Annotated in this window: 10 protein-coding genes; 3 read left to right on the forward strand and 7 right to left on the reverse strand. The window is 69.9% G+C overall.

Annotated elements, in window-relative coordinates:
• Positions 1-42 precede the first annotated feature (42 nt).
• From mreD to AC5P1B_RS02700, 7 genes are all read right to left on the reverse strand, one after another.
• Positions 43-768, reverse strand: coding sequence for a rod shape-determining protein MreD (gene mreD / locus AC5P1B_RS02670; protein WP_493884525.1), 726 nt, complete (start codon positions 766-768; stop codon positions 43-45).
• Positions 765-1,703: a rod shape-determining protein MreC gene (mreC, locus tag AC5P1B_RS02675; protein WP_493884526.1), complete on the reverse strand. Its 939-nt coding sequence runs from the start codon at positions 1,701-1,703 to the stop codon at positions 765-767. The genes mreD and mreC overlap by 4 nt, the downstream gene beginning before the upstream one ends.
• Positions 1,704-2,017: 314 nt before the next feature.
• Positions 2,018-3,037 (reverse strand): rod shape-determining protein, encoded by a 1,020-nt coding sequence (locus AC5P1B_RS02680; RefSeq protein ID WP_493884527.1) that lies wholly within the window; start codon positions 3,035-3,037, stop codon positions 2,018-2,020.
• Between the two features lie 297 nt (positions 3,038-3,334).
• Positions 3,335-3,748, reverse strand: a complete 414-nt coding sequence (gene ndk / locus AC5P1B_RS02685; protein ID WP_493884528.1) for a nucleoside-diphosphate kinase — start codon at positions 3,746-3,748, stop codon at positions 3,335-3,337.
• Positions 3,749-4,290: 542 nt separating this feature from the next.
• Complete coding sequence (locus AC5P1B_RS02690; protein WP_493884529.1) at positions 4,291-4,707, reverse strand: DUF4233 domain-containing protein; 417 nt, start codon at positions 4,705-4,707, stop codon at positions 4,291-4,293.
• 5 nt (positions 4,708-4,712) lie between these two features.
• Positions 4,713-6,257, reverse strand: coding sequence for a bifunctional tetrahydrofolate synthase/dihydrofolate synthase (gene folC / locus AC5P1B_RS02695; RefSeq protein ID WP_493884530.1), 1,545 nt, complete (start codon positions 6,255-6,257; stop codon positions 4,713-4,715).
• 291 nt (positions 6,258-6,548) lie between these two features.
• Entirely contained in the window at positions 6,549-9,182 is a 2,634-nt protein-coding gene (locus AC5P1B_RS02700) for a valine--tRNA ligase (RefSeq protein ID WP_493884531.1), read from the reverse strand.
• A 139-nt stretch (positions 9,183-9,321) separates the two neighbouring features.
• Between AC5P1B_RS02700 and AC5P1B_RS02705 the strand changes: the two genes are divergently transcribed.
• From AC5P1B_RS02705 to AC5P1B_RS02715, 3 genes are all read left to right on the forward strand, one after another.
• A complete protein-coding gene (locus AC5P1B_RS02705) occupies positions 9,322-10,329 on the forward strand; it encodes a hypothetical protein (RefSeq protein WP_493884532.1) in 1,008 nt (335 codons plus the stop codon).
• A gap of 139 nt (positions 10,330-10,468) precedes the next feature.
• A complete protein-coding gene (locus tag AC5P1B_RS02710) occupies positions 10,469-11,410 on the forward strand; it encodes a hypothetical protein (protein WP_493884533.1) in 942 nt (313 codons plus the stop codon).
• Positions 11,411-11,444: 34 nt separating this feature from the next.
• On the forward strand, positions 11,445-12,380 hold the full coding sequence (locus AC5P1B_RS02715; RefSeq protein ID WP_493884534.1) for a hypothetical protein: 936 nt from the start codon (positions 11,445-11,447) through the stop codon (positions 12,378-12,380).
• Positions 12,381-12,402 lie beyond the last annotated feature (22 nt).

Here is a 12,402-nt window from a genome sequence, read left to right on the forward strand (position 1 = left end):
CCCTGAGGTGGTGCGTCCGGGTGCGATCAGACGATTGCCGCCTCACAGCCTCTTGACCCCCTTGATACGTCCCGCCTTGCTCTTCGCCGCCTTGGCCAGCAGTCCCCCGCGCTGGCTGCCGATACGGGCCGACCTGCCGATACGGGTCGTTCTGCCCACCCGGGCGGCCTTGCCCATCCGTCCGCCGAGGCCGCTGCCGGAGCCGGAGGTGACCCAGTTGCGCGTGCTGTCGCGGCTGCCGGAGGACGTGCCCCCGCTGTCGGACAGCGGGTGGTTCTCCGTCTGCTTGGCGAGCGCCATGATCAGCGGTACGACGAACGGTGCCAGCAGCAGGTCGTAGAGGGCCGCGGTGAACAGCAGCTTCCCCAGACCCACGTGGCGGGCCGTGTCGTCTCCGACGAGCGCGCCGACGGCCGCGTACAGCAGCGTGGTGCCGATGGCGCCGCCGACGACGACCAGCATCGGCCCGGTGGCCGAGCGGAGCTGGCCCTTCTCCGGCTTCGCGAGACCGGCGAGGTAGCCGATGACGCACAGCACCAGCGCGTAGCGCCCTACGGCGTGGTCGGCGGGTGGCGCGATGTCGGAGAGGAGACCGGCGCCGAAGCCGATCAGGGCGCCGCTGGTGTGCCCGTAGACGAGGGCGAGGCCCAGCACGACGAGCAGCAGCAGGTCGGGGACGGCGCCCGGCAGCTGGAGCCGGGCGAGCACGGTGACCTGGACGATCAGCGCGACGACGACGAGGAGTCCCGAGAGAACAAGGCGTTTCACTGAGCTGTTCCTCCCGGAGTGGCGGTCGCGCTCGGGGTGACCGTGACGGTGACCGTGGGGGTGGGCTTGGTCTTGGGCTTGGGCGGCAGGACCATGTCGCGCGGGTTGGTACGCGGCGGCTGGACGACGACGCCGACGATGTCGAGCTTGCTGAAGCCGACGTAGGGGCGCACCTGGACGGTGCGGGTGAGGTCACCGTTGGACGGATCGACTCGTACGACCTCGCCGACGGGCACGCCGGGCACGAACGGCTTGTTGCCCCGGGAGCCGAAGGTGACCATCCGGTCGCCCTTCTTCACCTTGGCCTTGCCGTTCAGCAGCTGGACGCGCAGCGACCGGTCGCCCTGGCCGTTGGCGAACCCGATCTCGCTGGATTTCTCCAGCCGGGTGCCGACGGTGAAGTCCGGGTCGTTGGCCAGCAGGATGGTGGAGGTGGACGGGCCGACGGTGGTGACGCGGCCGACCAGTCCGTCACCGTTGATGACGGTCATGTCGCGGGCGATGCCGTCGTTGCTGCCCGCGTCGATGGTCACGGTCCAGGAGAAACCCTGGGCCGCTCCTATGGCGATGACCTCGGCACCCTTGATGCCGTACTGACCGGCACCGGCTGTCTTGAGGATCTTGTCGAGCTCGCGGGAGCGGGCACGGTTGCGGTCGTCGCTGCCGAGCCGCTGCTTGAGCGCGGCGTTCTCTCGTTCCAGGGTGCTGATGCGGTCGTGCCGGTCATCGGAGTCCCGGACGGCGGCTATGGCGTTGGCGACCGGGTCGACGGCGGTCGCCATGCCGTTCTCCACGGGTCCGAAGACCGTTTGCGCCGCGTGCCGTGGCGCGTCGAGGGGGGAGTCCTCACCGCCTCGGATGTCCACAGTGATCAATGCGAACGCGATGGCGACCAGCAGCACCAATAGCAGCCGGCTCTCTCGGGTGTCCCTCACGTACGGCGGCCGTGCCTTCCTCGTCGGACCGGCCGGCTGCGGGCGGCGGCCGGTCGGGGGCGTCCTGCCTGTAGGTGGACTCTGTCCATGCGGACGGCGTCACTGTCTTCTTGGCTCTGGGGTTTTCTGCGGTTCTTGTGACCGTGCCGAGTTCCCGGTACGGGTGGTGCGCTGTTCGCGGTGGTTGCTACGCGAGGTGCGCGGTACCCGGCACATGACGATGATGATCTCTTACGCGACCCATTATGCGAGCAATCCGCCGCGTGAGACGGCGGTCACTCACGCGGCGGCCGCTGTTCACCCGGCCGCTGAATTCATCGCCGGGGCTGGGAGTCGAGAACCTGCTGAAGCGCCTCGAACTCTTCCACACACTTGCCCGACCCCAGCGCCACGGAGTCGAGCGGGTTCTCGGCGATGTGGATCGGCATGCCGGTCTCGCGGCGCAGCCGCTCATCAAGGCCGCGCAGCAGGGCGCCGCCGCCGGTGAGCACGATGCCCCGGTCCATGACGTCACCGGAGAGTTCCGGCGGGCACTTGTCGAGCGTGGTCTTCACTGCGTCCACGATCGAGTTGACCGGTTCCTCAATCGCCTTGCGTACCTCGGTGGCGGAGATGACGACCGTCTTCGGCAGGCCACTGACCAGGTCACGGCCGCGAATCTCGGTGTGCTCCTCCTGGTCGCCCTCGTACGCGGAGCCGATGGTGATCTTGATGCTCTCGGCGGTGCGCTCGCCGAGCAGCAGGCTGTACTCCTTCTTGATGTGCTGGATGATCGCGTTGTCCAGCTCGTCTCCGGCGACGCGGATGGACTGTGCCGTGACGATTCCGCCAAGCGAGATGACGGCGACCTCCGTGGTGCCGCCACCGATGTCCACGACCATGTTGCCGGTCGCCTCGTGGACCGGGAGCCCGGAGCCGATCGCGGCCGCCATCGGCTCCTCGATGATGTGCACCTGCCGCGCACCGGCCTGGGTGGACGCCTCGATGACAGCGCGCCGCTCAACGCCGGTGATGCCGCTGGGAACACAGACCACGACGCGCGGCCGGGCCAGATAGCGGCGCTTGTGGATCTTCAGAATGAAATAGCGGAGCATCCGCTCGGTGATCTCGAAGTCGGCGATAACGCCGTCCTTCAGTGGCCGGACCGCGACGATGTTTCCCGGCGTCCGGCCGATCATCTTCTTCGCCTCGGCGCCGACCGCGAGAATGCCGCCGGTGTTGGTGTTGATCGCGACAACAGACGGCTCGTTGAGGACGATCCCGCGGCCTCTGACGTAAACCAGCGTGTTGGCGGTCCCGAGGTCGACAGCCATGTCACGGCCGATGAACGACATGTTGTTCCCCATGAGGATGCGTCAGGCCTTCCCAACTGGAGCGATTGCTTACTGGAGGTCGGCAGGATGATGCGCTGCGATGCGCGGGAGCTTCCATCGTAGTCTCGCCCGCCACGGTACGGCGCGAGGGTTCCTTCGCCATTGTCGGCGGAACACTCGCTCGCCCCCTGCTTATGGTGACGTCGTGTCGCGGTGATGCGTTCCCTCGAACGAAGGGCATACGCCAAGAGGCGACCGAAAAAACCGGTCGCCCCTGGTCAGAAGGGCCGCCAAGCCGATCAAAAGACGAGCAGCGCGTCAGGCGAGCCCGGGAAAGAAAATCTTCATCTCACGCTGGGCGGACTCCTCGGAGTCCGAGGCGTGAATGAGGTTCTCGCGAACGATAGTCCCGAAGTCGCCACGGATACTGCCCGGCGTGGCGGCGATCGGGTCGGTCGGACCGGCCAGCGCCCGCACCCCTTCGATCACTCGCTCCCCCTCGACCACCAGCGCCACCACGGGCCCGGAGGACATGAACTCGACCAGCGGCGGGTAGAACGGCTTGCCCACGTGCTCCGCGTAGTGCTGCTCCAGCACGTCACGCTCCAGGGTCCGCAGCTCCAGGGCGGCGATCGTCCAGCCCGCCTTGTTCTCGATACGGCCCAGAATCTCGCCGACCAAGCCGCGCCTCACCGCGTCAGGCTTGAGAAGGACGAGGGTGCGCTGGCTCATGATCGCGGCTCCTTGGGCAAACAGGGATGACGGAGTAGTGGGCCAGAGGCTACAGGGGCCGAACACGGGGGCGGCACCCGCCACCGCATCCCGGACCTGGTCACCGGCGCACCGGCCGTCCGGCGCCGGCAGCCCAGGCGCCGGGACGGACGCCCGGGCGGGCGCACCGCGACCCCGGACCGTCCCCCCGTGCCGACGCGGGGCCCGCCGTCACCGCCCCGGGCGTCCGCGCGTGCGCCAGTGCGAGGCGTATGTACGACGCGTACGTGCGAGGCGTACATACGAGGCGGCGTACATACGAGGCGGCGTACCTACGAGGCGGCGTACCTACGAGACGTACGGACGAGACATACAGACGAAGCGTACGGACGACGCCGCTGAAGCCGCCCCGTGCAGGCGCCCCCCGTACGGACTCGGCGCCCGTAAGCCCCGTATGCCCACATACCCGTACATACGCGCGGGTCCCCGTGCGCCCGCCGCCGGCACCGGCCCGCGGCGGGCGCACGCCACATCCGGCGGCGTGACGACCGGTCAGGTCGCCGTCACGCCGGGCCCGGCTGGGCCATGCCCGGGCCGCTGTCCTCGCCCGCCGCGGCCGCTTCCGCCGCGGCGGCTTCCCGCGCCGCCGCGTCCATCGCCGCGAACCTGATCTTGGCTTCGTCGATGTGACGGCCGTAGTGGATGGACGCCCACCACAGCCCGGCGAACGCCAGCCCGAGGATGAACATCACCGGGACCACGAAGCCGCTGAGGACCAGCGCCCCTTGCAGCGCCCAGCCCACGTGCAGCGCCCACGGCCTGCCGAGCAGTCCGGCGAGCAGCACGCACAGCCCCATGGCGATGCCGCAGACCGTCCACACCGTCCCCATCGACAGATCGGAGAGCTTCATGGCGACGAGACCGGCGAAGCCGATGACGAAGAACTCACTGATCAATGTGCTCGCGCACAGCATTCGCATCGCGCTCAGCCCCTCCCCAGCAGCAGCCGGGCTTCTCCTACGGTGATGACGGAACCGGTGACCAGGACACCCGCCCCCGAGAACTCGCTCTCCTCCTCAGCGAGCGTCACGGCCACCTCAAGGGCCTCGTCCAGGCGCGGTTCGACCTGCACCCGGTCCGGCCCGAAGATCTCGACGGCCACGGCCGCCAGCTCGTCCACGTCCATGGCTCGATCGTGCGCGTAACGCGTCACCACGATCTCGGTGAAAATTGGCTCGAAGGCTTCGAGGATGCCGCGCGCGTCCTTGTCCTTGCTGGTGCCGACCACGCCGATCAGCCTGCTGAAGGAGAACGCCTCGGTGACCGCGTCGGCCGCGGCCCGCGCGCCCGCCGGGTTGTGCGCGGCGTCCAGCACGACCGTCGGGCTGCGGCGCATGACCTCAAGCCGCCCCGGTGAGGTGACCGCGGCGAAGGCCGTCCGCACCGTGTCCAGGTCCAGCGTCCTGGCATGCTGCGAGCCGATGCCGAAGAACGCCTCGACCGCGGCGAGCGCCACCGCCGCGTTGTGCGCCATGTGCGCACCGTGCAGCGGCAGGAAGACCTCCGGGTACTCGCCGCCGAGGCCGCGCAGCGTCAGCAGCTGGCCGCCGACCGCGACCTCGCGGCTCAGCACGCCGAACTCCATGCCCTCCCTGGCGACCGTGGCATCCACCTCGACCGCCCGCTTCAGCAGCACCGAGGCCGCGTCCACCGGCTGCTGGGCGAGGACGACCGTCGAACCGGCACCGCCGTCCGTCGTGTCCCTCGCCTTGATGATCCCGGCCTTCTCGCCCGCGATCTGTTCGGGCGTGCTGCCCAGCCGGTCGGTGTGGTCCAGCGAGATCGGGGTGACCACGGCGACCGTCGCGTCGATCACGTTCGTCGCGTCCCAGGTGCCGCCCATGCCGACCTCGACAACGGCGACATCCACCGGCGCGTCGGCGAAGGCCGCGAACGCCATGGTGGTCAGCACCTCGAAGAACGACAGCCGGTGCTCCTGCTGGGCGTCGGTCATCTCCACGTACGGCTGGATGTCCCGGTACGTCTCGACAAACCGCTCGGCGGAGATCGGCGCACCGTCGAGGCTGATCCGCTCCGTGATCGACTGGACATGCGGGCTCGTATAGCGGCCGGTGCGCAGCTCGAAGGCGCCGAACAGGGCCTCGATCATCCGGGCCGTGCTGGTCTTGCCGTTGGTGCCGGTGATGTGGATCGACGGATACGCGTGCTGCGGCTCGCCCAGGATGTCGAGCACGGCGGCGATGCGCTGCACCGAGGGGTCGAGCTTGGTCTCCGCCCAGCGCCCGGCCAGCTCCGTCTCGACCTCGCGCAGCGCGCGGTCGAGCTCGGGGTCCTGCGGCCGGCCCGGGACACCGTCGCCCTGGGCAGGGCCTGCCTGGGTGCGCAGAGTGCGGCTCCCCGCCTCGATGACCGCCAGGTCAGGGTCGCGGTCGGTTTCTGCCTCGATGATCTCGTCGAATTCGTCGAGCCCGTTGGGCTCAGGGTCATCATTCAGGGGGCGCTCGCTCACGACGCCCAGTCTACGAGGCCGCGGTGACAGCGCTTCGCCCGCTCGCCCGGTGAGCACGGGAAGAGGCGCGATCGCGTACGTGCCGTGTCCGTGAGGGGCCCGGCCCACCCGCCGGACAGCGGGCCGCGGACGGCACACGGCAGGCGGACTCCGTACGAAAAGTCACAGGCGGCCCGCGGGCTCCGCCCACGCGCGGTACGAACAGCGGGCGGCCCCCGCGCCCGAGGGACAGTGTCCCGTAGGCGCGGGGGCCGCCCGCCGTGTCATGCCCGGTCGGCCGGGGGTCCGGCTTCAGGCGTCCGGCAGGGCCGCCAGCTGCGCGGTGATGCGGGCGATGTCCGCCTCAGCCGTCTCCAGCCGCTTGCGGATCTTGTCCACCACGTGGTCGGGCGCCTTGCCGAGGAACGCCTCGTTGCCGAGCTTCGCGTGCGCCTGGGCCTTCTCCTTCTCGGCCGCCGCCAGGTCCTTCGCGAGGCGCTTGCGCTCGGCCGCCACGTCGATGGTGCCCGACAGGTCGAGCGCGACGGTCGCACCGGCGACGGGCAGCGAAGCCGTGGCCGTGAAATCGTCACCCGCGGGCTGGAGCCGCAGCAGCGAGCGGATCGCCGCCTCGTGCGGCGCGAGACCCGTGCCGGTCAGGTCCAGCCGCGCCGGGACCTTCTGGCCGGGCTGGAGCCCCTGGTCGGCGCGGAACCGGCGGACCTCGGTGACCAGCTGCTGGACGACCGTGATCTCCTGCTCGGCCGCCGTGTCCCGGAAGCCGCTGTCGGACGGCCAGTCGGCGATCACAACGGACTCGCGCCCGGTGAGCGTGGTCCACAGCGTCTCGGTGACGAACGGGACAATCGGGTGCAACAGCCGCAGGGTGACGTCCAGGACCTCACCGAGCACCCGCCGCGAGGCGTCGGCCGCCGGGCCGCCAGCCATGAACGTCGTCTTCGACAGCTCGACGTACCAGTCGAAGACCTCGTCCCACGCGAAGTGGAAGAGCGTGTCGGACAGCTTCGCGAACTGGTAGTCGTCGTAGAGCGCGTCCACCTCGGCGACCACCGAGTTCAGCCGGGACAGAATCCAGCGGTCCGCCGCGGAGAGCTGGTCGGCCGGGGGCAGCTCGCCCTCGATCGTCGCGCCGTTCATCATCGCGAAGCGCGTCGCGTTCCAGATCTTGTTGGCGAAGTTGCGGGACCCCTGGACCCAGTCCTCACCGATCGGCACGTCCACGCCGGGGTTGGCGCCCCGGGCGAGCGTGAAGCGGACGGCGTCGGAGCCGTACTTGTCCATCCAGTCCAGCGGGTCGACCGCGTTACCGAACGACTTGGACATCTTCTTGCCGAACTGGTCGCGGACCATGCCGTGCAGGGCGATGGTGCGGAACGGCGGGGTGCCGTCCATCGCGTACAGGCCGAACATCATCATCCGGACGACCCAGAAGAAGAGGATGTCGTAGCCGGTGACCAGCACGGAGTTCGGGTAGAACTTCTCAACGCTCTCGGTCCGCCCGGGCCAGCCGAGCGTGGAGAACGGCCACAGGCCCGAGGAGAACCAGGTGTCCAGGACGTCGGTCTCCTGGTGCCAGCCCTCGCCGGTCGGCGCCTCGTCGTCCGGGCCGACGCAGACCATCTCACCGTTGGGCCCGTACCAGACCGGAATGCGGTGGCCCCACCACAGCTGACGCGAGATGCACCAGTCGTGCAGGTTGTCCACCCAGCCGAAGTAGCGGGACTCCATCTCCTTGGGGTGGATGGCGACCTTGCCGTCGCGGACCGCGTCGGCCGCGTTCTTCGCGAGCGGGGCGACCTTGACCCACCACTGCATGGACAGCCGCGGCTCGATCGTCGTCTTGCAGCGCGAGCAGTGCCCGACGGAGTGCGTGTACGGGCGCTTCTCCGCGACGATCCGGCCGTCGGCGCGCAGCGCGCCGACGATGGCGCTGCGCGCCTCGAAGCGGTCAAGGCCCTCGAACGGCCCGTGGACGGTGATGACGCCACGCTCATCGAGCACGGCGGGCGAGGGCAGGCCGTGCCGCTGGCCGATCTCGAAGTCGTTCGGGTCGTGGGCCGGGGTGACCTTGACCGCGCCGGTACCGAACTCCGGGTCGACGTGCTCGTCGGCGACGACCGGGATGCGACGGCCGGTGAGCGGCAGCTCGATCTCGGTGCCGACCAGATGGCGGTAGCGCTCGTCGTCCGGGTGAACGGCGACGGCGGTGTCGCCGAGCATCGTCTCGGCACGCGTCGTCGCGACGACGATCGCGTTGTCCCCCTCGCCGTAGCGGATGGAGACCAGCTCGCCGTCGTCGTCCTGGTACTCCACCTCGATGTCCGAGATGGCGGTCAGACAGCGCGGGCACCAGTTGATGATGCGCTCGGCGCGGTAGATCAGCTCGTCGTCGTAGAGCTTCTTGAAGATGGTCTGGACGGCCTGGGACAGCCCCTCGTCCATCGTGAAGCGCTCACGCGACCAGTCGACGCCGTCGCCCAGGCGCCGCATCTGGCCGGAGATCTGGCCGCCCGACTCGTCCTTCCACTGCCACACACGCTCGACGAACGCCTCGCGGCCCAGGTCATGGCGGGACTTGCCCTCCTTGGCCAGCTCACGCTCGACGACGTTCTGCGTGGCGATGCCCGCGTGGTCCATGCCGGGCTGCCACAGCGTCTCGTAGCCCTGCATCCGCTTGCGGCGGGTGAGCGCGTCGATCAGCGTGTGCTCGAAGGCGTGGCCCAGGTGGAGGCTGCCGGTGACGTTGGGGGGCGGGATGACGACCGTGTACGGAGGCTTGTCGCTCTTCGCGTCGGCGGCGAAGTAACCGCGGTCCACCCAGCGCTCGTACAGCTGCCCCTCTACTTCGGCCGGCGCGTACTGGGTCGGCAGTTCAGGGACGCTGTTCGGCCCGTCTTGCGGGCTCTGCTGGGGCTTCTCGGTCACGGCCGCAAGTCTACGGGCCCGGGGCACTCTGTTACGAACCCGTTGTCGCCCCGGGGTGAGGCGCGTACGGGACGTCCGGGAGGATGCAGGATGAGGCGCACTGACGCGCGCGACCGTCGACGCACCGAGGAGACGCCCTATGAGCCACCCCCAGCCGCAGCCCGGTCCCTACGGCGGCCAGCCGGGACCGTACGGCAACGGTGGTGGTCAGCCCCAGGGGCAACCCCAGGCGCCCAACCCGTACACGCCTCAGCCGGGTTACGGCTACCCGGCACAGGGCCAGCCGGGTCAGCCCGCGCAGGGCCAGGGGTACGGCCACCCCGGCCCGTACCAGCAGCCGGGCCCGTACCAGCAGCCCGGCCCCTACGGCCAGCAGCCGTCGCCCTACGGCCAGGGCGGCTACCAGCAGGGCGGCCAGGGCCCCTACGCGGCGCCCGGCCCGTACGGGCAGCCCCAGCCGCAGCAGCCCGGCCCCGGCTTCCACGGGCAGCCGCCGACGCCGCCGCCCGGCGCCGGGCGGTCACGCAAGAAGGCGGGCATCGCGGCCGGCGTGGGTCTTGCCGTCGTCGCGGCGGCCGTGGGCGGCTACCTGCTCCTCGGCGGGGGCGGTGACGACGGGCCGCACAAGCTGACGACGCCGCAGACGGTCGCCGGTGACTACCAGCGGCAGGGCGAGGGCAAAGACGAGAACAACCTCTCGCCCAAGGGCAAGGCGCAGTTGCGGGAGATCCCCGTCGTGGAGGACGCCCACCCGGTGTCGGCCGACTACAAGACACCCGGCGCGAAGATGCTCCAGTTCAGCGGGATGTGGGGAGAGGTCACCGACCCGGACCGCGCGGCGGATCTCGCCCTCGCCGTCATCACCAAGGCCCTCGCGGAGGACGGAACGGCCGAAACGGTCGGTACGCCCCAGGAATTCACACCCGAGGGCTTCGACGGGGACGTGCTCAAGTGCCAGCAGCTGAAATTCACCTCGGCCAAGGGAGCCATGACGGCGCCCGCGTGCGTCTGGGGCGATGAGAGCACCGTCGGTGTGACGGTCATGGCCGACCCCGCCGCCATCGTCACGGGCAGCGGAATGGAACTGGAAGCGGCCGCCACACTGTCGGCCAAGGTCAGAGACGACGCTCGCGTCGAGACCGGGTGACCAGCTGCCCCAGGCGGCGGAGTGAGCCGGGGCCGAACACGCGACACGCAGGACACAGCGAGCACCACTCACGAACCGTAGGCAACACCACCCCCCACAGCACCACCACGACGCAGTGCAGTCAGAGCGAAGGAACGTCATGAGCCACAACCAGCCCGGCCCCTACGGCCAGTCCCCCCACCAGCCCGGCCCCTACGGGCAGGGCGGCACGGCCGGGCAGCCCGGCTACGGCTACCCGCAGCAGCCGCCGCAGCCTGGTCCGTACGGCCAGCAGCCGCAGCAGCCCGGTTACGGCTACTCGCAGCAGCCGCAGGCCCCGTACGGCCAGCCCGGTCCGCCGATGCCGCCGCAGGGCGGCAACAACAAGAACAAGACCATCGCCATCGCCGTCGGCGCCGTCGTGGTCGTCGCCGCCATCGTCGGCGTCGTCATCGGCATGAACGGCGGCGATGACGACGACAGCAAGAAGAAGGGCAAGAAGGACGTCGTCGCCGGCGACAACGGCGGCCAGAAGGGCACCGGCGGCACCGGTGGGGGCAACGGCGCCGAAGACGGCAAGAAGTACAAGCTGACGATGCCGCAGACGGTCGCGGGCAGCTACACGCGCGTCGGCGAGCAGCTCGACGAGAGCAACATGACAGAAGCGCAGAAGGGCATGCAGCAGACGATCCCGGGCCTCACCGACCCGCACCCGGTCGGCGCGCAGTACAAGGGCGCGGGCCAGCTGAAGGTCAGCGGCAGCTGGGGCGAGGTCTCCGATCCCGAGTTGGCGGTCGCGGCCGCGTTCAAGGCCGAGAAGGCCAACGCGGAGAAGTCCGGCCAGCCGATCAAGGTCAAGGGCGAACCGCAGAAGTTCACCCCCGCCGGCTTCACCGGTGTCGTGCTGAAGTGCCAGGAGTTCGCCGTCACCACCTCCGGGAGGGAGACCCCGATCCCGCTGTGCATCTGGGGCGACTCCAGCACCGTCGGCGAGGTCATGGCGATGCCCTCGGCGACGTCGCCCACCGGCATGTCCCTCAGCGAGACGGCCGAGCTCACCGCGAAGGTCCACAAGGACACCCGCGTCGAGGTCACGAACTAACCAGCACGACGCCCAGCCCATAGGGGGACGACAGATGAGTTTCAACCAGCCACCACCGCCGCCCGGCCCGTACGGAAGCGGCGGGCAGCCCGGCCCGTACGGCGCGCCTCAGCAGCCCGGTCCGTACGGCCAGCAGCCGCAGCAGCCCGGTTACGGCTACCCGCAGCAGCCCCAGCAGGGCTACGGCTACCCGCAGCAGCAGCCGACGCAGCCCTACGGCCAGCCGCAGGCCCCGTACGGCCAGCAGCCGGGCCCGCCGATACCGCCGCAGGGCGGCAACAACAAGAACAAGACCATCGCCATCGCCGTCGGCGCCGTCGTGGTCGTCGCCGCCATCGTCGGCGTCGTCATCGGCATGAACGGCGGCGATGACGACGACAGCAAGAAGAAGGGCAAGAAGGACGTCGTCGCCGGCGACAACGGCGGCCAGAAGGGCACCGGCGGCCAGAAGGACAAGCCGGATGTGCAGGACGCCCTGAAGTACAAGCTCACCACCCCGGCGACCGTGGCGGGCAGCTACACGCGCAAGGGCGAGGGCAAGACGGACAGCGGTCTGGGCTCTGACGGCCAAGAGCCCACGGGTTTCACGACCGAGGGCTCGGTGTCGGCCGACTACGAGACGTCCACCAAGAAGTCCCTGTCGCTCGGCGGCGCGTACGGCAAGTCCTCGAACCCCGAGGCCAGCGTGGACTGGGTCTTCGACCAGATGGCCGACTCAAGCGGCGCTACCCCCAAGGGCGAACCGCAGAAGGTCACCCCGGCCGGGCTTGAGGCCGGCGCCGTCATGAAGTGCCAGGTGCTGGAGTCCTCGTCGGTCCCGATCATGGTGTGCTCGTGGGGCGACGCCAGCACCGTCGGCGTGGCGATCATGGGTGACCCCGCCTCGGTGACCAACCCCAACGCGGTCACCATCGACGAGGCCGCGGCGACGACCGTTCAGATCCGCAGCGACGCGCGCGTGGCGAAGTAAGCCAGGACGCGGCTCAACGTGA

Source organism: Streptomyces sp. A01 (assembly GCF_059026195.1).